Source organism: Agarivorans sp. QJM3NY_29 (assembly GCF_050870835.2).
Lineage (GTDB): Bacteria > Pseudomonadota > Gammaproteobacteria > Enterobacterales > Celerinatantimonadaceae > Agarivorans.
Genome location: NZ_CP194036.2, coordinates 2,252,907 through 2,273,196, shown reverse-complemented (window position 1 = coordinate 2,273,196; position 20,290 = coordinate 2,252,907). Strand labels below are relative to the sequence as shown.

General features: G+C 44.5%; 17 protein-coding genes. 11 read left to right on the top strand and 6 right to left on the bottom strand.

Translation table 11 applies throughout. The features are described 5' to 3' along the window. The first annotated feature begins 226 nt into the window (after positions 1 to 226). The gene (locus tag ACRRS0_RS10430) at positions 227 to 877 is read left to right on the top strand and encodes a TetR family transcriptional regulator C-terminal domain-containing protein (protein ID WP_432453274.1); all 651 of its coding nucleotides are present in this window, start codon (positions 227 to 229) and stop codon (positions 875 to 877) included. A 179-nt stretch (positions 878 to 1,056) separates the two neighbouring features. Here ACRRS0_RS10430 and ACRRS0_RS10425 read toward each other — a convergent pair whose 3' ends face one another. Then, positions 1,057 to 2,328 carry a Zn-dependent hydrolase gene (locus ACRRS0_RS10425; protein ID WP_432453275.1) on the bottom strand — a complete coding sequence of 424 codons (1,272 nt, stop codon included), beginning with the start codon at positions 2,326 to 2,328 and terminating at the stop codon, positions 1,057 to 1,059. A 437-nt stretch (positions 2,329 to 2,765) separates the two neighbouring features. On the opposite strand from ACRRS0_RS10425, the gene hydA reads away from it, so the two are divergent. The 6 genes from hydA to ACRRS0_RS10395 all read left to right on the top strand — a co-directional run bounded on the left by hydA (position 2,766) and on the right by ACRRS0_RS10395 (position 10,134). Then, entirely contained in the window at positions 2,766 to 4,205 is a 1,440-nt protein-coding gene (hydA, locus tag ACRRS0_RS10420) for a dihydropyrimidinase (protein WP_432453276.1), read from the top strand. Positions 4,206 to 4,259: 54 nt separating this feature from the next. Further along, positions 4,260 to 5,093, top strand: a complete 834-nt coding sequence (locus ACRRS0_RS10415; protein ID WP_432453277.1) for an ABC transporter ATP-binding protein — start codon at positions 4,260 to 4,262, stop codon at positions 5,091 to 5,093. Between the two features lie 19 nt (positions 5,094 to 5,112). Further along, positions 5,113 to 6,000 (top strand): ABC transporter permease, encoded by an 888-nt coding sequence (locus ACRRS0_RS10410; protein WP_432453278.1) that lies wholly within the window; start codon positions 5,113 to 5,115, stop codon positions 5,998 to 6,000. Then, a complete protein-coding gene (locus ACRRS0_RS10405) occupies positions 5,993 to 6,955 on the top strand; it encodes an ABC transporter permease (RefSeq protein ID WP_432453279.1) in 963 nt (320 codons plus the stop codon). Before ACRRS0_RS10410 ends, ACRRS0_RS10405 begins: the two co-directional genes overlap by 8 nt. A 58-nt stretch (positions 6,956 to 7,013) precedes the next feature. Beyond that, on the top strand, positions 7,014 to 8,018 hold the full coding sequence (locus ACRRS0_RS10400; RefSeq protein WP_432453280.1) for an ABC transporter substrate-binding protein: 1,005 nt from the start codon (positions 7,014 to 7,016) through the stop codon (positions 8,016 to 8,018). Positions 8,019 to 8,166: 148 nt separating this feature from the next. Beyond that, entirely contained in the window at positions 8,167 to 10,134 is a 1,968-nt protein-coding gene (locus tag ACRRS0_RS10395; protein WP_432453281.1) for a methyl-accepting chemotaxis protein, read from the top strand. Between the two features lie 207 nt (positions 10,135 to 10,341). Here the strand turns inward: ACRRS0_RS10395 and ACRRS0_RS10390 are convergent, their stop codons facing one another. Both ACRRS0_RS10390 and ACRRS0_RS10385 read right to left on the bottom strand, forming a co-directional pair. Next, positions 10,342 to 11,151, bottom strand: a complete 810-nt coding sequence (locus ACRRS0_RS10390; protein ID WP_432453282.1) for a transporter substrate-binding domain-containing protein — start codon at positions 11,149 to 11,151, stop codon at positions 10,342 to 10,344. 40 nt (positions 11,152 to 11,191) lie between these two features. Continuing rightward, positions 11,192 to 12,415 (bottom strand): cystathionine gamma-synthase family protein, encoded by a 1,224-nt coding sequence (locus ACRRS0_RS10385; protein ID WP_432453283.1) that lies wholly within the window; start codon positions 12,413 to 12,415, stop codon positions 11,192 to 11,194. Positions 12,416 to 12,868: 453 nt separating this feature from the next. Here ACRRS0_RS10385 and ushA point away from each other — a divergent pair, with 453 nt between their 5' ends. Continuing rightward, complete coding sequence (ushA, locus tag ACRRS0_RS10380) at positions 12,869 to 14,584, top strand: bifunctional UDP-sugar hydrolase/5'-nucleotidase UshA (RefSeq protein ID WP_432453284.1); 1,716 nt, start codon at positions 12,869 to 12,871, stop codon at positions 14,582 to 14,584. A gap of 828 nt (positions 14,585 to 15,412) precedes the next feature. On the opposite strand, the gene ACRRS0_RS10375 is transcribed toward ushA, so the two are convergent. Next, on the bottom strand, positions 15,413 to 16,000 hold the full coding sequence (locus ACRRS0_RS10375; protein WP_432453285.1) for a phospholipid scramblase-related protein: 588 nt from the start codon (positions 15,998 to 16,000) through the stop codon (positions 15,413 to 15,415). A gap of 526 nt (positions 16,001 to 16,526) precedes the next feature. On the opposite strand from ACRRS0_RS10375, the gene ACRRS0_RS10370 reads away from it, so the two are divergent. The 3 genes from ACRRS0_RS10370 to ACRRS0_RS10360 are packed head-to-tail and all read left to right on the top strand — an operon-like array spanning position 16,527 to position 17,982. Then, the gene (locus ACRRS0_RS10370) at positions 16,527 to 17,357 is read left to right on the top strand and encodes an AraC family transcriptional regulator (RefSeq protein WP_432453286.1); all 831 of its coding nucleotides are present in this window, start codon (positions 16,527 to 16,529) and stop codon (positions 17,355 to 17,357) included. A 19-nt stretch (positions 17,358 to 17,376) separates the two neighbouring features. After that, positions 17,377 to 17,586 (top strand): hypothetical protein, encoded by a 210-nt coding sequence (locus tag ACRRS0_RS10365; protein WP_432453287.1) that lies wholly within the window; start codon positions 17,377 to 17,379, stop codon positions 17,584 to 17,586. Positions 17,587 to 17,625: 39 nt separating this feature from the next. Then, the gene (locus tag ACRRS0_RS10360; protein WP_432453288.1) at positions 17,626 to 17,982 is read left to right on the top strand and encodes a LysE family translocator; all 357 of its coding nucleotides are present in this window, start codon (positions 17,626 to 17,628) and stop codon (positions 17,980 to 17,982) included. A 158-nt stretch (positions 17,983 to 18,140) separates the two neighbouring features. Here the strand turns inward: ACRRS0_RS10360 and proX are convergent, their stop codons facing one another. Both proX and proW read right to left on the bottom strand, forming a co-directional pair. After that, positions 18,141 to 19,151 carry a glycine betaine/L-proline ABC transporter substrate-binding protein ProX gene (gene proX / locus ACRRS0_RS10355; protein ID WP_432453289.1) on the bottom strand — a complete coding sequence of 337 codons (1,011 nt, stop codon included), beginning with the start codon at positions 19,149 to 19,151 and terminating at the stop codon, positions 18,141 to 18,143. Between the two features lie 27 nt (positions 19,152 to 19,178). Next, a complete protein-coding gene (gene proW, locus ACRRS0_RS10350) occupies positions 19,179 to 20,288 on the bottom strand; it encodes a glycine betaine/L-proline ABC transporter permease ProW (RefSeq protein ID WP_432453290.1) in 1,110 nt (369 codons plus the stop codon). Positions 20,289 to 20,290 lie beyond the last annotated feature (2 nt).

Genomic DNA, 20,290 nt, shown 5'->3' with positions numbered 1-20,290 from the left:
CCTATACCATGTTCTGACCAAACGGTCAGGAGATGTGATTTTTGGTTCGGGGCTAGTAATATAACCATCTGTTTAATAAGGCTAAAAATAAATAGTCATTGAATGAAAAAAACAGATAGTTAACAATAAGTCTTGATTAGAGTTATGCTGTCAGTCAGTGGGTAGAACTAAGCATGCCCAGTATCAAGGCAAATAGCTTCATATTAGTGCAGAGAGCAATCAGCCCATGAGCAAAACCACCACCACGAATACCAAACGCCGTAAGCTAGCAGATATTCGTAAAGACAATCTCGCGCAAATTCTATTAGTTGCCGAGCAGTTATTTGCCGAAAACGGTTACTCGGGAACCACCATTGCAGCCATTGCGGCAAAAGCTGAATTACCCAAAGCCAATGTCCTTTATTATTTCAAAACTAAAGAGGCTTTATATAAGGGGGTACTCAGCCAGCAACTCGTCATATGGATGAGCCACATGGATCAAATGACGCCCGAGCAACATCCCAGTGTGGCGCTACGCCATTACATTTTGCAGAAGATGCAGCAATCCAAACAACACCCCAACGCTTCACGGATTTTCGCTGCCGAGATCTTACACGGAGCCCCCTACCTGCGAGAACAGTTAGCCACCGAGTTAAAACAGCAATTTGATAAAACCTGCCAGGTATTTCGAGATTGGATCGCCAAGCAGTGGATGGAACCGATTAATCCAGAACATTTAATGTTCATGATTTGGGCCTCAACCCAAGCCTATGCCGACTACGCCATTCAAAGTAGCCTGATGTTAAACAAAGAAGCCCTGGATGATAGTGATTTTGAAGAAGGTATGGAATTAATTGCTCGCTTGGTGCTTAAAGGTTGCGGCATCAAGTTACTTTAGCGAAATAATGCTCGCAACGACCACGAATCGATGCTTCATTAAAATTGAGCAAATTGGTTTGAGCCAACAATGAACAGGGAATAGAGACGCATACTAGGCATAAAAACAAAGAAGGATTAGAATAATTTCTAATCCTTCTTTGTTGCGGTGAAAGCTAGATTTCACCGCAGAATAAGCAGCTATTTACTCAGCGCAAGATCTTCAACCGTTGTAGCTTCTGTGACTTGTTCAGCCATACTAAGCATGGCATTTAACAGCACCGAGCAACCCGCTTCACATTCTTCCTGAGTGGTGCTTTCTATCTCGTTATGACTAATACCATTTAAGCAAGGCGTGAAAATCATGCTGGTTGGCGCAAAATCAGAGACATAACAGGCATCGTGACCTGCTCCAGCAATAATATCCATGTGACTATAACCTAAACTGACCGTAGCATTTCGCACTGCATCAACACAGGCCGAATCAAAATGGATAGGTTCGTAATACCAGAATGGATCGAGCGCAACTTCAACACCAGTTTGTTGCTCAAGCTCAGCCACAGCGGCTTTGAGTTCTTGATCCATGGCGCTGAGTTCTTCATCGATGGGGTGGCGTAAATCGATACTCATTTCAATTTTACCGGGGATGGTATTGCGCGAATTTGGCAACACCTGCACAAAACCCACCGTGCCACACCCTGGTGGATGTGCTTTAGCGATTTGCTCCACTTGTTGCATCAATTGCGCACTGGCCAGCAACGCATCTTTTCGCAGGTGCATCGGGGTCGTCCCAGCATGAGACTCTCGACCGGTAATCGTGGCATTAAACCAACGTTGCCCTTGCCCACCAGTAACCACGCCTATCTGTTTCTCTTCAGCTTCTAAATAAGGGCCCTGCTCGATATGAGTTTCGAAGAAAGCATGAAATTTTCGACCCGTCACTGGCGTTTCGCCAGCAAAGCCGATCCGCTCTAACTCATCGCCCAAACGCAAACCGTCTACATCCAAACTGTCTAAAATTTCTTGTAAACTAAAACGCCCAGAGACTACGCCAGAGCCCATCATCGCGGGGGCGAAGCGCGAGCCTTCTTCATTGGTCCAGACCGAAATCTCAATGGGATGTTTGGTTTTAATGCCACGATCATTGAGCGAACGGACCACTTCTAAACCCGATAATACGCCAAATACACCATCAAATTTTCCTCCCGAAGGCTGAGTATCTAAATGACTGCCCGTTCCCACAGGCGGCAGGCTCATATCTTCACCGGGGCGAGTACACATAATGTTACCAATAGCATCAATTTTTACACTACAACCCGCCTCTTCAGCCCATTTAATGTAAAGCTCTCGACCTTGTTTATCTAAATCAGTTAATGCTAATCGTCGGCAACCGCCTTTTTCGGTGGCTCCGATTTTTGCCATTTGCATCAAACTGTCCCACAAACGATCACTATTAATTTTGTAGCTACTCATACTGGCCTCCACTCAACCAAACTGTTTCATTTTTGTGTTAAATCCGCCCTCGGCGTTGCACTCAACCATGCAAAGTATTGACCAAGCGGACAAGAAGTTAGACGGTAAAAACTAAACTACTGATAATTAAGGATTAAATAATGCATTATTTTTTCGATTCTAATTTTCAGTAGCACGACCCGGTATTTTCGTTCAAATTTTATGCACTAAAAGTGGGAATATACGCCCTGCAATGGCGCGTAAGCGAGTCTATCCGACTCACTATGCAAACCAGTGGCTATCCGAATAAAACCAGTGTTCATGCGGCTTAGCATTAACAATAACCAACAAACTGTCCAATTGGTCAATCTATTGCATAACACCTAATTAAGGTAAGGGTTTTGCATCACAATAGACAACTTGATGCCCCTTTGAATCAATTAACGAGGTAGTTAGCAATGAGTGTACTAATTAAGGGTGGCAAAGTGGTCAACGCTGACCAAAGCATCTTTGCCGACGTTTACTGTGAAGGCGGTTTAATCAAAGCCATCGGCCAAGATCTAGATGTTCCCAGTGACGCTGAAGTGATTGATGCCAGCGGTAAGCTGGTAATGCCCGGCGGTATTGACCCCCATACCCACATGCAATTACCTTTTATGGGAACCGTCGCCAGCGAAGATTTCTATAGTGGCACCGCCGCAGGACTGGCCGGTGGTACCACCATGATTATCGATTTTGTGATCCCCAACCCCCAGCAACCACTGATGGAAGCCTACCAAACCTGGAAGGACTGGGCGGCTCGCTCAGTATGCGATTATTCCTTTCATGTCGCCATCACCTGGTGGGACGACAGCGTTTATCAAGATATGGGCACACTCGTGAACCAAGAAGGGGTAAACAGTTTCAAGCATTTCATGGCCTATAAAAATGCCATCATGGCCGAAGATGAAACACTGGTAAATAGCTTCAATCGCTGTTTAGAATTAGGCGCAATGCCAACGGTACACGCCGAAAATGGCGAGTTGGTCGATCACCTACAAAAGAAATTACTCAAAGCCGGCTTAACCGGCCCCGAAGCGCATCCCCTATCGCGCCCAACCGAGGTGGAAGGCGAAGCCGCCAACCGCGCAATTCGGATTGCGCAATCGCTCGGTGTGCCACTCTATTTAGTGCATGTTTCTTGTAAAGAAGCGGTGGATGAAATCGCTCGGGCGCGCCATGAAGGCCAACGAGTTTACGGTGAATGTTTAGCTGGTCATCTTGAGTTGGACGACAGTGTCTATCGACAAAGTGACTGGGCCAGTGCCGCTGCGCATGTAATGAGCCCGCCGTTCAGACCGAAAGGACATCAGGAAGTTCTATGGAAGGCGCTACAAGGCGGCACCCTGCAAACCACCGCCACTGATCACTGCTGCTTCTGCGCTGACCAAAAAGCGAATGGGAAAGACGATTTCACTAAAATCCCCAATGGCACTGCTGGCGTCGAAGATCGAATGATGGTGCTGTGGGATTCTGGAGTGAATAAAGGTCGTTTAAGCGAGAGCGAGTTTGTGGCAGTGACGTCCACCAACAGTGCCAAAATATTCAATCTTTACCCTCAGAAAGGCTGTATTGCTGTGGGTTCTGATGCCGATATCGTGATTTGGGATCCAACAAAAACACATACCCTTTCGGCCAAAACCCATCATCAAAAAATAGATTTTAATATTTTCGAAGGCCGAACAGTACAAGGTGCTCCGCACATCACCATCAGCCAAGGCAATGTCGTCTTTAAAAACGGTCAGTTAAACGTGGTTGAAGGTGCCGGACGTTACATTAAACGTCCAGCCTTTCCCTCGATTTTCGAAGCGGTTCAAAAATATAACCAAAGCCATGCACCTGTTGGAATAGAACGATAACGCTGCCGCCTCAAATGAGCCGCCCAAAAACAATAAAAATATGAGAGAGAGACTATGTTAGCAGTAGCACAACAGACCACTGAACAAACCACTGCCGATAAAGCGCCGAGTCATCGTTCGATGATTGCCATTGAAGACTTGTCTTTGGTGTTTAATACCAACGATGGACCGGTCAATGCCTTGTCGAATATCCAGCTCAATATTAACGAAGGGGATTTTGTTTCATTTATCGGCCCCTCAGGTTGCGGTAAAACCACCTTGTTACGAGTGATCGCCGATTTAGAGCAGGCCACAGCAGGGAAAATAAAGGTTGATGGAACTTCACCCAGAGACGCTCGCTTAAATCGACTTTATGGCTATGTGTTTCAGGCCCCAGGTTTATTACCCTGGCGTACCATTCAACAAAACTGCGCACTGCCGATGGAAATCTCCGGACAAACTGGCACCCATCAACAAAAGCAAATCGATAAGTATTTGAAGATGGTAGGCCTACAAGACTTCCATAATAAATTTCCCTGGCAGTTATCTGGCGGTATGCAACAGCGCGCCTCCATTGCTCGGGCGCTGTGCCTCAATCCCGACCTGTTGTTGATGGACGAGCCCTTTGGCGCTTTGGATGAAATTACCCGTGACCATATGAACATAGAACTATTGAGAATTTGGCAAGAGACTCAAAAAACCGTGGTCTTTGTGACGCACTCCATTGCCGAAGCAGTACTGTTGTCGACCCATATTGTGGTGATGTCACCGCGCCCTGGACGGATCGTGAAAGTCATCGAAAGCCCCTTACCTCGTTTGAAAACCTTAGCACTGCGAGATGAAGCGGCTTTTCATGAACTGGCCGCGGAAATTCGTACCGCACTGGCCACCGATCATGCCATTGACTAAGCACAGCAGAGAGTAAACTATGCAAAGCACTACGAAGGACCGTCAGTGGCTGTCTTTAGCCAGCTTAATCATCGCGCTACTCGCCATTTGGTATTTAGCCGCATTGATCATGAATGGCAACCAACTGATCCATAACCTTGAACGTAAGAAACAAGACTGGAGCTATAGCCAGGTCATTAGCCAAGCGTATCAAGTTAAAAGGCCGATGTTACCAGCCCCCCATCAGGTGGCTTTAGAACTTAAAAAATCGGTCTTTGATACCTCGGTAACTTCTAAGCGTTCCTTGGTATTTCACAGCATCATTACCCTTAACTCAACCCTTTTAGGCTTCGTTTTTGGCTCCTTATTAGGCATGCTAATTGCCATCGGTATTGTGCATAACAAAACCTTAGAAGCGAGCTTAATGCCCTGGGTGATCGCCTCACAAACCATTCCCATTTTGGCCATCGCGCCAATCATTGTGGTGGTACTCGGCGCACTCAATATTACGGGCGTGGTCCCCAAGGCGGTGATCTCGATGTATTTGTCGTTCTTCCCGGTGACCATCGGTATGGTTAAAGGTTTACGCGCCTCCGACACCATTCACGAAGAATTAATGTATACCTATAGTGCCAGCACCCTGCAAGTATTCTGGAAACTACGCTGGTACTCTGCCCAACCCTACCTGTTTGCCAGTTTAAAAGTTGCGATTGCCGCAGCCTTAGTTGGCGCCATTGTTGCCGAGCTGCCAACCGGGGCTCAAGGTGGCTTAGGTTCTCGCTTACTCAGTGGCTCCTATTATGGACAAACCCAGCAAATTTGGGCTGCATTAATCATGGCTGCACTGCTTGGCTCACTCTTAGTATGGCTTGTCGGTTTGGCTGAAAAGGCGCTATTAAAACGACGCGGGGGATTGAGCAATGCTTAACTATTTTTCTAATGCCTTATATCTTGGCTTGCTGCTACTGCAACTGGCTTTGACGATGAAAGTGGAAGCAGGCTTTTACCAACGAGCACCAAGCTTGATTATCCTCTTATTGTTAGCGACTTACGCCACTGCGGCGCTGTTAAGTCAGCTCACTCATTTGAGTACTTCACGCCCGGCATTTGCTTGCTATATTAAACCACTGATCCCTAGCTTATTTGCTTTTATGCTGATCCTTGCTTGGCAAAGCATCGTCACTGGTTACGCTATCTCTGCAGTGTTATTACCCGCCCCTTCTAAAATTTTCACAGCCTTAATCAATAATCTGCCGATGTTATGGGGAGACTTTAAGCAGACTTACTTAAAAGCAGTTCTCGCGGGTTATTTGCTAGGTTGCGCCTCGGGTTTTGTGGTCGCGCAATGGGCGGTAAAAAGTGCGTTTTTACGTAATGGTTTGGTGCCATTGGGTAATTTTATGTCGGCCATTCCGATTGTGGGGATCGCGCCGATTATGGTGATGTGGTTTGGCTTCGATTGGCAATCCAAGGCCGCAGTGATCGTGGTCATGACTTTCTTCCCCATGTTTATTAATACTCTAACCGGCCTACAGGCAACAGATGCGATCCACAGAGATTTGATGCATACCTATGCCGCCAGTAAAACCCAAATCTTCATCAAAAGTCAGCTGCCGCAAGCACTGCCTTTTATATTTAACGCCTTAAAACTCAACTCAACGTTGGCCTTAATTGGCGCTATTGTGGCCGAGTTTTTTGGTACCCCGATTGTTGGCATGGGATTTCGAATTTCAACCGAGGTTGGCCGAATGAACATGGACATGGTATGGGCCACGATTGTGGTAGCAGCAATTGCCGGCTCTTTAAGTTACGGGGCTTTAGCCTTGTTAGAAAAATCACTGCTATTTTGGCACCCCTCGTTTCGAGGTGGGAATAAACACTAGGGACATCAGACCCCTAGGCAATTACTTCAAACACTTGTAGCAATAAAGGGAATTAACTATGAATCGATCTCTGATTTCACTAGCATCTGGCGTCGCTTTAATGGCCGCTAGCCTCAGCGCAAGCGCAGCTGAAAAACTAACCTTACAACTAAAATGGGTCACTCAAGCCCAATTTGCCGGTTACTACGTCGCGCTCAATAAAGGTTTTTACAAAGACCAAGGGATCGATTTAACCATTAAGCCTGGTGGACCCGATATTGCGCCAGCCCAAGTACTGGCAGGCGGCGGTGCCGATGTAATTGTAGACTGGATGCCTTCTGCACTTGCTACCCGAGAAAAAGGCCTGCCACTGGTCAATATTGGTCAAATCTACGGTAAGTCAGGCATGATGCTCACTTGCCTTAAGTCGAGTGGCATTAACAGCCCGGCAGATTTTAAAGGTAAAACCTTAGGGGTTTGGTTCTTCGGCAACGAATACCCTTTCCTAAGTTGGATGTCTAAACTCGGTTACGCCACCACCGGCGGCAAAGATGGCGTGACAGTATTGAAACAAGGCTTTAATGTTGATCCGATCTTCCAAGGTCAAGCTGATTGTGTCTCCACCATGACCTACAACGAATACGGTCAAGTGCTTGATGGCGGTTTAAGCAACGACGAACTAGTGCTATTCAAGTATGAAGATGAAGGCGTTGCAACGCTAGAGGATGGCCTGTACGTTCTAGAAGACAGTCTAAAAGACAGTAAAAAAGTCACTACCTATGCCAAATTCCTCAAAGCATCGATTGAAGGCTGGGAATGGGCAGCAGCACATCCCAAAGAAGCGGCTCTCATTGTATTAGACTACGATGATACTGGCGCGCAAACTGAAGCACATCAAATTCGCATGGCCACTGAGGTTGCAAAATTGTTAAGTAATAGCGATAAAGGCATTGGTTACCTCGAACCCGCAGCCTTTGACCGTACCGTTAAAATCTTACTCGATAGTGATTCAACACCGGTTATCACCAAAATGCCCGAAGGTGCCTACACCCATAAAGTATTTGACGAAGCCGCTAAACTGTAATTATTTAGTTATGATCATTTGATATAAAAAAGAGCTGCCAATGGTAGCTCTTTTTATTTGAACTGCGGTCAGCACCTCCCGATAAGTTCAACCAACAGAAAGCTCAACCAAATAAAAGAATATTCTATTTTTCACAAGGGTATCCGCCATGTCCATTAAACATAAGTTTTATATCGGTAGCGCTATTTTGCTGATTGCATCATTACTTTTGTTATTTACTATCGTGCAAACCGTCGTTATACCAGTCATTAAGAACCAAGCCGTAACCACGGCGACATTCCAAGCCAAGGTCATCGGCAAAGCGATTGCCGAAGATCTCAGCGAAAACGCCGTTCTTACCCGAAACTTAGCCGCTCTAGCGGGGGGCCTTCCACTAGAGAAAGCGACATTTATTACCCACATTGAACCACTCATTAAGAGCGGTGAAGGCGTTGTGGGCGGTGGCATTTGGCCTGAACCCAATAAATTTAACCCAGATAGCCAAAAGGCTTCGTTATTTTGGGCCAAAACAGGGCCAAACCAGCTCTCCCTCCTAGATGACTATAATAAGCCAAATAGCAGTCCATACCAGCAGGAATCATGGTACACCAATGCCAAACAAGCCACACAAGGGCAATGTGTTTGGTCTGAAGTGTATGTTGATCCAGTATCCAATGAGTCAATGGTCACCTGTTCGGTCAAGATTCAACGTGATGGCCAATTTTGGGGGGTGGCTACCATCGATGTGGAATTAGCTAATATTGAACAAAGCTTAATCACTGAAAACAATGAAACCGGAACCTACAGTCTAATTGTCGATCAAACTGGGCAAATTGTTTCACTGCCCTTATTACGTAAGCAAAATATTACGATGCTCAGCTTAAATGATTTAAGCCAGCAAGACGCTTCTCTAGCCCCTTTAGCGGCGGCTCTGCAAGCGAACAATAAGGATATGGTTGAGTTTAAACAAGGCGTGGTTCGTAATGACGCATCGATGCTAGTGCGCTTTACCCTACCCGATCAAGGCTGGACTGCGGCGGTAATCTTACCCGCTCAAGTGGCACTAAAAGATATGCGCTCATTAACCACCACCCTCTATCTTGCCTTTGCAGGCTTGATCCTTGTGTTTATTGTTGCCTTACTGGTGTCAGCTAAGCGCTTAATTACCAACATTAATTTAACCACCAACCAAGTTCGCTCATTAATACAAGGTCAGCTCGATACAAAACTCAAGATCAACGGCAAAAATGAGATGAGTGAGTTAGCGCAAGCGATTAATGACTACGGCGATCATTTACTCGGCATCCTCAAACGTGTGAAGCAAGAAGCCGAAAACGTAAAGAATAATGCAAGCTCAATGGATGGCCTGAGCGAGGCAAGCCAACAGCGAGCGCAACAACTAATGGATGAAAATAATACTCTTGCTACCGCGATTAATGAGATGTCTGCAACGGCCTCATCGGTATCACAGGATGTAGCGTCAGTGGCGGAGATCACCACCGACTCTTCCGACCGAGTGAATCAAGGCTTTACCGTAATCGAGCAAAACTCAGAATCCATTTCCTTACTATTTGATAAATTGGCGGAATCGGTCACTGTTATAGAGAAACTTTCACAAGACTCGCAGTCGGTCAGTAAGGTATTGGATGTCATCATGAGTATTTCTGAGCAAACCAATTTGCTAGCACTGAATGCCGCGATTGAGGCGGCTCGCGCTGGTGATTCTGGACGTGGTTTTGCCGTGGTTGCCGATGAAGTACGAACTCTCGCCCAAAAAACCCAGCAATCAGCAGGCGAAATAGAAACCATGATCAATCAACTGCAACAAGCCTCACAACAAGGCGTTACGGTGATAGAAGAATGTCGCGGGTACTCTGAAACGGTGAATCAACGCTCTACCACCACCCGTAGCCAATACGAGCAAATTGTCAGCGCCTTTAATGATATTAAAGAGCGCGCCAACAACATTGCCGTGGCCACCAACGAGCAATCGAAGGTCACTGATAACGTAGAGATGCTTGCAGAACGGATCCGCGAAATCTCAAATCAAAATGTTAGTGATGCCGACGAATTTAGGCAGGTGAGTAGCGAAGCGACACGACAAGCACAACGTCTTTATGAACTGAGTCGCCAATAGCAAGACTCTGACCATTGCCTATGAGGTACCAGAGATAATGCTTGTGCGAACGAGAGTGACCGCGAGAATCAAACTCGCAGATACAAGCTAGTAGCCTTGAGTTGCGGTACCAATCAATACCGCGACACCAAGCTCGAGAGTCGTTACCTAAAAAAAGCCAGCGAAAACTGGCTCTTTTTTATCAAGAAGCATTCCCCCTAACGAAGGCTACTGAATGCTGCTAAGCCAAGCGTCCGACTTAAACCACTTGTCATAAATCCGCTGGTAAGAACCATCTTTTTTAATTTGAACAAGATAATTATTTAAGAAATTCAGAAAATGGTAGTCATGTTTACGAATTGCCCAACCCAAGGGTTCATAGGTGAAGGAACTATCTAAATGATAAACCTTATCTTGGTGTTGCGAAGCGTATAGAGCGTTGTAAGGTAAGTCGTATACAAACGCATCCGCTTTGCCATTACTCACCTGCAACACGGCATCCGCCGAAGTTTCAAACAAATCAATATTGGCTTTTGGTAGGTACTTCTTCGCCGCAATCGCACCGGTAGTGCCGACTTGTGAAACCACTGTGTATTTCGGATCATTTAAATCACGATAACTTTTCACGCTATCTTTCAACTTTGGTGATAACAAGACTGTTTGACCAATTTCAATGTAGGTATTGGAAAACATCACCTTGAGATTACGTTCAGGAGTGATGGCAATGCCGCCAATAATGATGTCACACTTGCCCGTTTGCAGCGCTGGAATAATACCATCCCATGCGGTATTTACGGGGACAAAATTTACTTTCATAGCACGCGCCATGAGCTTGGCAATATCAATATCAAAACCGATATAACGGCCATCTTTACTCTTCATCTCGAAGGGAATATAGCCTGCTTCAAAGCAGACCTTTAACTCGCCGTTGGACAGAATAGTTTCAATGGTAGGCTCCGCAGCAGAGGCTGTGGTATGCATCAGTGACAAACTTGCAAAGGCAATGCCCGCAAATGTGTTTTTAACAAAGGGATTCATGTATATCCTTGAACTAAATGGTGTTGTTTGCATTGATAAATTATTTATTTTCTAATTCGGTTGCTGTCGCAGCCAGTGCTTGTTTTAGATCAGCCAGCAGATCGTCGGTATCTTCAATCCCGACAGAAATGCGGACTAATCCTTCAGAAATACCCAGCGCTTGACGCTCCTCTAAAGTATTTTCTACATGACTTGTGGTACGTGCCGGCCCATAAATTGTCTCTACAGCGCCCAAATTTCCAGCGCAGTGGGCATACTTCAACTTTGGTAATAGTAGCTTCACGGCATCCATTCCACCTTTCAGCACAAAACTCACTATTGCCCCAAAACCCCGCATCTGTTGCTTGGCGATTAGGTGGTTTGGATGTTGCTCAAGACCAGGATAATTGACCGATTCAACCAAGGCTTGTGTCAGCAAAAAATCTGCCATGGCTTTAGCACTCGCCTGTTGCTGGCGAAAACGTAAGGCTAGTGTTTTGATCCCACGAATAATCAAATACGCAGCAAAGGGATCGAGCGCAGCACCATTAATCTCACGATAATGTCGCACTTGCTCCATCAAGACCTTAGAACCACAGGCAATTCCGCCCATCACATCACCATGACCACTCAAATATTTGGTCGCACTATGTACCACCACATCAACCCCCAGAGAGAGCGGATTTTGGTTGATGGGCGTCGCGAAGGTATTATCGGCCACCACTAAGGCACCAACTTTTTTAGCTGCGGCAACTAAACGTTTAATATCCAATATTTTTAAACTTGGATTGGTGGGTGTTTCTAAATACAAGAGATCACAACCTTGAGCAATCTGAGCTTCAATTTGCTGATGATCCAAAGTGTCACACAGGCACACATCAACGCCCATACGCGGCAAAAATTCTTCAAAAATTTTATTAGTCCCGCCATAACTGTCTTTAGTCGATACAACCCGCTTTCCATGACTCAAAAACGTATACAGCACACTGCTGATCACCCCCATGCCACTGCTAAATGCCACCGCCGCTTCAGCCTGCTCTAAAACACTAAGCTTCGCTTCCAAAACCGCAACCGTTGGATTACTCATACGACTGTAGATAAAACCCGGTTGTTGACCTAGTGCCACCTCATACCATTGATCAATATCAGAATAGGCATGCGCCGCACTGGCCACGATGGGCGTTTGCGTCGCGCCATAGGGGTGACCCGATTGCTCACCAGCCCATACACTTAGGGTTGCAGAGCCCACACCGATTAAGCTCTTATCTACTTTAGCTTGTTCCATTTATTCGCCTTCAATTAAACAATGACAATAGCGCATCGTCGGGATTATGACGCCAATTCAGGCAAAAGCGAAGTTGCATATACGCCGACAGCCGAGGAAAAGCGCCCTTTATTATTCAGGCAAGCCTAAATGAGCCTAGAGAGAAAGTCATCCCCTTCATTTGACAAATATTTTACAAAAATCACAATCACTCTAATAACATCATTGAAAGCACGGTTTAAGCCATCAAAACACATGCTTCGAGAGATAAAAAAGCACCCTGAACACCAGCAAAAAGCCCCGCATCAGTTTTGCGGCAGAAACCAAGGCCAGTATAAAGTTATGGACTGACATGTATTTGTAAACTAAGTGGATTAAGGTGTTTAAAACCGTTCGTAACTGCAGCGGTCGTGAGCTTTTGTCTAAAAATACAAGCACACCTAACAAACAACAATAGAGTAAGGATCCAACTTGATGTCAAACGCATTAACTAAAGGACTAGTGGCTAGCGCAATTTTAGCTTCACTAGCAGGATGTAATAATAGTGATAATGACGCCGCTATCGCAAAGGCAAACAGCTGCGCTGAAGCAGGCGATGCTTGTACCCGATTTACCATTTTGCATACCAATGACCATCACGGCCGTTTTTGGAAAAACAGTAAAAATGAATACGGAATGGCAGCACGTAAAACCTTGGTGGATCAGATCCGTGCCGAAGTAGAAGCAAATGGCGGAGAGACACTGTTGCTATCTGGAGGAGACATTAACACTGGCGTCCCCGAATCAGATTTACAAGATGCTGTACCTGATTTCATCGGGATGAATCAAATTGGCTATGACGCGATGGCAGTCGGTAACCACGAGTTCGATAATCCTTTGGAGATCCTCGATTCACAACGCTCCATCGCCAACTTTCCAATGCTCGCCGCTAACATCTATAAAGCCGATGGGACTCGTTATTTTGACCCCTACAAGATTTTCGATGTAAACGGTCTTAAAGTCGCAGTGATTGGATTAACCACTGAAGACACAGTAAAAATTGGCAATCCTGAGTTTATTTCAGAACTCACATTTACCGATCCTAAAGTAGAAGCTGCCAAGGTCATTAAAGAAATTCAAGCGGCAAAAACCGCTGATGTCATTTTGGCATCAACTCATATGGGCCACTACGCAAGAAGCCTTCACGGCAGCAACGCCCCGGGAGATGTAACGCTTGCTAACTATCTAGAAACCGGTGCGTTACAAGCCATTATTGGTGGTCACTCACAAAATCCGGTGTGTATGGAAGGCAGTGCTTACGCCGACTTCAAGCCCGGAGACGACTGTGTGCCCGATAAACAAAACGGCACCTACATCATGCAAGCCTATGAATGGGGCAAGTACGTCGGTCGCGCCGACTTTGAATACTTTAATCATGAACTGCATTTATCTAGCTACAAATTAATCCCAGTGAACCTATTGAAAAAAGAAACTGATGCACAAGGTAATGAAACCGGAGCCGAAGTACTTGCTGGAGAAAAAATCGAGCCCGATGCGGCCTTAGAGCAACTTCTGTCTTACTACCAAGAGCAAGGACAAGAAAAACTTGGGGAAGTGATAGCCACAAGTGATGGCTTACTCGATGGCGAACGCAGCAACGTGCGTTATAAACAAACTAACTTAGGCCGCCTAGTTGCCGAAGCTCAACGTAGTAAAGTTGTCGCAGATATTGGCGTAATGAATTCTGGTGGTGTTCGAGCCTCCATTGCGGCAGGTGAAATAAGTTATCGCGACGTGCTTACCGTGCAACCCTTCGGTAATACCGTAACGCTCAGTACCATGACCGGTCAACAAATCACTGACTACTTAGGCCCAGTCGCTAGCATCCAAATCGGCTCTGGTGGTTATGCTCAAATCACAGGCGTTAAAATGAGTGTTGATTGCACGGCTCAAACCGTAAACATTAATGAGATTAACGGTAAAACATTCAGTGCAAGCAATAACTACACCTTAACCGTGCCGAGTTTCAGCGCCGCTGGCGGTGATGGTTACCCAGTGATAGAACCACAGCAAACCGGTTATGTTGACGCCGATGTGTTATACGATTTCTTCAAAAAACAGGGCAGTATTGTCGCCTCAGACTACAATCCGGTGGGTGATATTGTTTATACCAATTCAGACAGTAGCGATGGTTGTTTAATTACCCCTTAGCTAAAACAAAGTCTGATTTAAAAAGGTAGCTATTCAAGCTACCTTTTTATTTGAATTTAAATCCTTTGACCACTGCAGCCTAAATAATCTTTAAAAGATACCCACCGGTAAATTTTTTAATTTCAATATATCTTGCATCTTTTATACGTCTACATGGAATGCCGACCTCTAAATCACCTATATTCTGATTAAAGCCACACTCGTTCTGTGGTTTTTTATGACATGTACAACATCCCCTGGACTAACCACATACAAAAACCAATATGAAAGAGAAAAGATAATAAAAAATGATAATGAAAAAAATGAAAATGAACTAAATACAACATTTACAAACGCATATATACTCGTTTCTTTTTGATAAAAATGATAAAAGGTTTTAAAATCAAAGAGCATATATGACCTAAACATAAAAGTTAGAAATATAAAAGCCCCTCCTGCTAAATATAAAGGTATGATTGAGTACACAAAAGAAAAAACCATATACAACGAAAAAAGCTAAATTTACTCATATCGATCTTCCTTTCCTCATATCAAACTACTAGCAATAATCGCATTATTATCAAAAATTTTGCTGACAGTTTTATATTTATAACCTAGCAATGTTGTCATAAGGCATAGAGCGCCAGACGCCGTATTAGTTCAGTTCAGATCCAAACCATTATATTAAGATCACCTGCAATACGAACACTCACGCTCTCACCCTACCGCTAACCATTTATTGTGAAAACCTATCTCAAAAAAATAACGATCAGCGCACCAAGTCCCGGAAGAAACATAGCGCTAGTGCGCAGGCAATCATCGCCCTTCTATCAGTTGATGGACGGTCGTCTACTCCTTCAAAACCATATCAATACACATCACCGCGGCTAAAATGAGTTTTCGAACATCATCGTTCTCTGGTACATCATTTGATATTTCAAGAATATAGTTATCCGCACTGGTAAATAGTTCTTTACCTAATCCGGCCCATTTCTTAGAGACGTGAGCAAACTCTTTCCCATCTTTTTTAAAGTAGAAATCCCACCCCGTCCATTTTCCTTCCAGTTGACAGATCATTTGATCATGCTTATCAAGCACATCAAACTTCCCACCAATTGAAAAAAACTTCTGCGCAAAACCACCAATCGTTTGGTTATTTTGATCACTCACGGTAACTTTTGATAAAAACAGTGAAATCCCCCGCTGAAGGCGAACGATGCGCTGCCCATCAGGTGTGGTTATTTGAATGTCGAACGGTGTCATTCGTTTATAGTCAGTAAACCGCAGCATCTTGGTAAAAAAACCTAAAGAAGGTTCTCTACACTGCATGATTACGTCCCCGGTAGAAGGGTCATAAATATCGAAGTTATTGGCAGCTTTGAATAAGCCGACATGCTCTTTTACTAAAAACAAATTACTATTGATGACATCGCTCATTCTCAGTTTTTCTCCATTGGGGTAACAAGCAGTACACGCTTTATTAAAGATAAATTAGACTCTTTATCCTTCTCTTAAGCAACTGATAAATATTAATATTTAAAGGAGTAAACATAAATCAGAACGGAATTATCATTCAACATGTCCCGCCATATGACCCCTTCACACATTTAAAGCTGATCATCACTCGTCTGATTCTATAAGCTCAACTTATCGCAATTCGAACCATCACCATTTGGTTATTTTCAGGCAAAACCAATCTTGCAAACTAATGGTGCCGAATAAATCTGCCGATAACCAAGCATAAAATGCGTTAACTAAAGGCTCAATGATAAGATTCACGACACAGTCAGCGCTGATTTAGGCCAACAAGAATGAGCAGATAATGAGTGACATTGGTATAAATACAAAGCTAATGCCGTAAATATTCAGCACTTAGTTTCGCAATTTTGTTCAATCTTTTCGCCGCAAGTCTCCCTATACTGATATTCAAGATCAACGGAGAGTAATCGAGAAGGGCAAGCCAATGGCGCAAGAGAATCAATTCCAGTTCATCAATAGCAGCAGCTGGAAAAATATCACCGCGCTAAATGCCACCATGAGTGATTTTTCCTATTCTAAACATGCCCATGAAGAATATTCTTTGGGTGTGACTTTACAGGGCCGCCAAGATTTTTTCTGCCAAAAAGCTTATCACAAGAGTCCTCAGGGTGGAGTGTTGCTGTTCAACCCTGAACAAGTTCATGACGGACATTCCGGAGGAGAGCAAGATCTTAAGTATGTAATGCTTTATATTCATCCAAAGGAACTTCATCCCTTATTTCGAGCCCTCGGTTACCCACAACATTCGATCCCAAGGTTTGAGCAACCCTTGATCGAAAACCGGATGCTTCGCCACCAGATCCTCCAATTTTCGTCCATCATCGACCAAGCCCACTATTCAAAAATCGAGTTTGAATCTTGCTTATTTCGAATTGCGCAATCACTGGTATCAATGTCTGGGGTTTTAAGCATTGAGAAGCCAAATAATAAACCAAGCGATAAATTGCTGCTTAGGGCAAAGGATTATATTTTGGCCAGCCTCGCGCAAGATTTATCAATTGACGATATAGCCATGGCCGCCAACATGTCTAAATTTCACTTTATTCGGCTATTTCGTCAGCAATTTGGGATTACACCTCACCAGTACGTATTGAGCTGCCGAGTCAATGTTGCGCGAAAAATTATCGAGTCAGGACAATCACTAAATGAAGCGGCTTTCATGGCTGGATTTGCCGATAGCAGTCATCTGATCCGCCATTTTAAACGTGTATATGGAATGACGCCAAAAACCTTCCAACGCCAACTTTCTGCATAAATTTATTCGAGGTTTCAATATGTTAAGCATTCTAATCTATGCTTTTAGTATTATGTACTCGCCTGGGCCAGTCAATCTACTAGGCATGCATAGCGGTATCAATAGAAACACTCGTGGTCACATCGGCTTCTTTGCTGGTGTGGCGTTCGCGATGTTACTACTTTTTATTAGCCTTGGCTTGCTTGGTGCGACCTTGGTAAACCCTGTCTTACTACCTTACCTCAGTTGATTGGGGTGCTGCTACATTTTATATGTCGCATGGAAGATCATGAAAACGAGTGTGGATATTAAGCCCTCGTCCAATGATAAAAAAACCTTGTCATTTTGGGATGGTTTTCTTATACAACTATTAAACCCCAAAGGATTAGTTGCAACGCTGCCTATCGCAACCATTCAGTTCCCGGCAGAAGATATTTATGGAATGAGTATGATTCTTTGGTCTGTGGGTTTATCGATGCTTGCTTTTGGCGCGCCGACTAGCTACTCGATCATCGGCATGCAACTTGGAAAAAAGCTAAATAATCCGGTTTACTTCAAAATATTTAATCGATCCATGTCAGGACTACTGGTATTAGTGGCGTTCAGCATCGCTCATGAATACGCATATCTAGAAATTATAAAATAGTAAACTCAGCAATAATTAACTTAGCTCGATATGGTACAAGTCACCTTTCTGTTCAATGCGTGTTTAGTTTCCAATAAAAAAGTTCTGAGCCTGTGACCCTTTTAAGCGTCAAATTCTCAGAACTTTTAGAGTTCACCGATAACTAAAACCAGCGTTGCTTATTTCACGAGAGCGGCTTTCGCTTCCGCTATCCAAGCATCAAATTGTTTTTGATGGGCTTTAATCCATCCATTTGCGTGGGCTTCAATATCCTTACTTTTGTTTTTCCCTTGACTCATCATCATGTTTTGAGCACTAACATCGTTAATGTTCAGTTTTATGATAGAAAATAGCTTCTCTGCGGCTGGGTTTTCTGCGGCAAACTTTTTATTCGCAACAATATTCATTGAGTTCATTTGGAAACCATAATTCTTACCGTTCGGTAAAGTGGTATCAACATCTGTTCGTTCGCCAGGGAGCGACGAGAACGGGACTTCCAACCAAACGACATCTTTACCTGGGACCAATACACCGCTCACCCAATAAGGGGTCCAGGTGTAATACAAGATCGAACCGCCATTTTTATAACGAGAAATAGTATCGGCAATGATCGCTGAGTAATTACCTTGGTTATGCGTAACTGTATTTTCTAAGCCGAAAGCGGAAAGTTGATGTTCAATCACACCTTCACATCCCCAACCAGGGTTGCAGCCCGTTAAGTCAGCTTTGCCATCACCATTAGCATCAAATAACTTAGCGATTTTTGGATCTTTTAATTGAGCAATATTGGTAATACCGTATTTAGTCGCGGTCTTTTTGTCGATTAAGTAACCTTGAGCGGCACCAGAAATATACTCGCCCGAGCGAAAGAATTTTTTATCAGCGCCCGCTTTTGCATATTTATCGGCATGCAATGGAAACCAGCCAACGGTTAGATACGTTGCATCACCTTCAGCAATTGAAGTATAAGCAACGTTATAGTCCACTTCTTTAGTTGGACTCACGGTGTAACCTAAAGCTTCCATCGCCTTATTTACAATCAGAGTCTGAAATGTCTCTTCTGCCACAGTTGACTGAACGGGTTGAACCGTAATACCTTCACCTGGAAGTTTTTCGGCTAAGACCGTAGTTGAAAGTGTCGCCGTAAGCATGGTCGTTGCAGTAAGCAAGCTTTTCCATGTTGTATTCATATTTCTCTCCTTGAGTTTCAAGTCTAATTAGGATTTAACTTTACGATAGATAGAGTGAATAAAAGCTGCTGGGCCACTGTGATACCAGCGTGATTTCTGATCACGCGATTCAACACCAATGGTTTGAGTCAGCCGATCGAGTAAAATAGCTAAAATAACGATACCGAGACCGCCAACCGAGGCCATCCCCATATCTAAACGGCCAATACCACGCAGTACCATTTGACCAAGGCCACCCACAGCGATCATCGACGCAATAACCACCATCGATAAAGACAGCATTAAGGTTTGATTGACTCCGGCCATAATCGTGGGCATCGCTAAAGGAAGTTGAATCCGATAAAGCATTTGCTTCGAACTTGCGCCAAAGGCGTGTCCCGCTTCAATAAGCTCCTCTGGAACCTGCTGGATCCCTAAAATGGTGAGCCGAACAATTGGTGGTAAGGCAAAAATAATCGTCACCACCACACCGGGCACATTACCAATACCAAATAACATCACAATGGGGACTAAATAAACAAAAGCGGGGGTTGTTTGCATGGCATCTAGCATAGGTCGAATAATGCGTGCAGCCCGCTGACTTCGCGCCAGCCAAATCCCCATGGGGAGCCCAATTAATAAGCAGAAAAATACTGAGGTTAGCACCAATGCCAAGGTCACCATGGCTTCAGACCATGCGCCAATTAAACCAATAATGGTCAGTGACAGCAAAGATGCAATGCCCATTTTGCGCCCAGCTAACTGCCAAGAAATCAAAAATAAGATAAACAGCATTATCGGTGCTGGTGTTGACACTAGGGTCGTTTCAAAAGATTGTAGAATAATGTCAATTGGGACCCGAATGGCTTGAAATAACGGCCGACCATGGGCGACTAACCAGTTTAAAGCGGTTTCGACCCAGTGATCGAAAGGAATAACTGCTTCCTTAAAAGGATGAAGCCAATCAAATGACTCTGGTACAGCATTGGTCGTTAGCCAATCATTGGCTGCACTGGCGGTGTCTGCGGCACCACTGGACCAAGGATCAGCAGCAGATGTTACAGGCGTGGCGGTTGCCCAAGGATCGGCAACCGGCGCTGAAGTTGCGGTCGCCCAAGGGTCTACTATCTCTGTCGCAGGCGTTGTTTCCGTTGTCATGT

Coding starts and splice junctions, on each gene's coding strand:
- ACRRS0_RS10430 (WP_432453274.1), top strand. CDS start 227: ATGAGCAAAACCACCACCACGAATACCAAACGCCGTAAGCTAGCAGAT.
- ACRRS0_RS10425 (WP_432453275.1), bottom strand. CDS start 2,328: ATGAGTAGCTACAAAATTAATAGTGATCGTTTGTGGGACAGTTTGATG.
- hydA (WP_432453276.1), top strand. CDS start 2,766: ATGAGTGTACTAATTAAGGGTGGCAAAGTGGTCAACGCTGACCAAAGC.
- ACRRS0_RS10415 (WP_432453277.1), top strand. CDS start 4,260: ATGTTAGCAGTAGCACAACAGACCACTGAACAAACCACTGCCGATAAA.
- ACRRS0_RS10410 (WP_432453278.1), top strand. CDS start 5,113: ATGCAAAGCACTACGAAGGACCGTCAGTGGCTGTCTTTAGCCAGCTTA.
- ACRRS0_RS10405 (WP_432453279.1), top strand. CDS start 5,993: ATGCTTAACTATTTTTCTAATGCCTTATATCTTGGCTTGCTGCTACTG.
- ACRRS0_RS10400 (WP_432453280.1), top strand. CDS start 7,014: ATGAATCGATCTCTGATTTCACTAGCATCTGGCGTCGCTTTAATGGCC.
- ACRRS0_RS10395 (WP_432453281.1), top strand. CDS start 8,167: ATGTCCATTAAACATAAGTTTTATATCGGTAGCGCTATTTTGCTGATT.
- ACRRS0_RS10390 (WP_432453282.1), bottom strand. CDS start 11,151: ATGAATCCCTTTGTTAAAAACACATTTGCGGGCATTGCCTTTGCAAGT.
- ACRRS0_RS10385 (WP_432453283.1), bottom strand. CDS start 12,415: ATGGAACAAGCTAAAGTAGATAAGAGCTTAATCGGTGTGGGCTCTGCA.
- ushA (WP_432453284.1), top strand. CDS start 12,869: ATGTCAAACGCATTAACTAAAGGACTAGTGGCTAGCGCAATTTTAGCT.
- ACRRS0_RS10375 (WP_432453285.1), bottom strand. CDS start 16,000: ATGAGCGATGTCATCAATAGTAATTTGTTTTTAGTAAAAGAGCATGTC.
- ACRRS0_RS10370 (WP_432453286.1), top strand. CDS start 16,527: ATGGCGCAAGAGAATCAATTCCAGTTCATCAATAGCAGCAGCTGGAAA.
- ACRRS0_RS10365 (WP_432453287.1), top strand. CDS start 17,377: ATGTTAAGCATTCTAATCTATGCTTTTAGTATTATGTACTCGCCTGGG.
- ACRRS0_RS10360 (WP_432453288.1), top strand. CDS start 17,626: ATGAAAACGAGTGTGGATATTAAGCCCTCGTCCAATGATAAAAAAACC.
- proX (WP_432453289.1), bottom strand. CDS start 19,151: ATGAATACAACATGGAAAAGCTTGCTTACTGCAACGACCATGCTTACG.
- proW (WP_432453290.1), bottom strand. CDS start 20,288: ATGACAACGGAAACAACGCCTGCGACAGAGATAGTAGACCCTTGGGCG.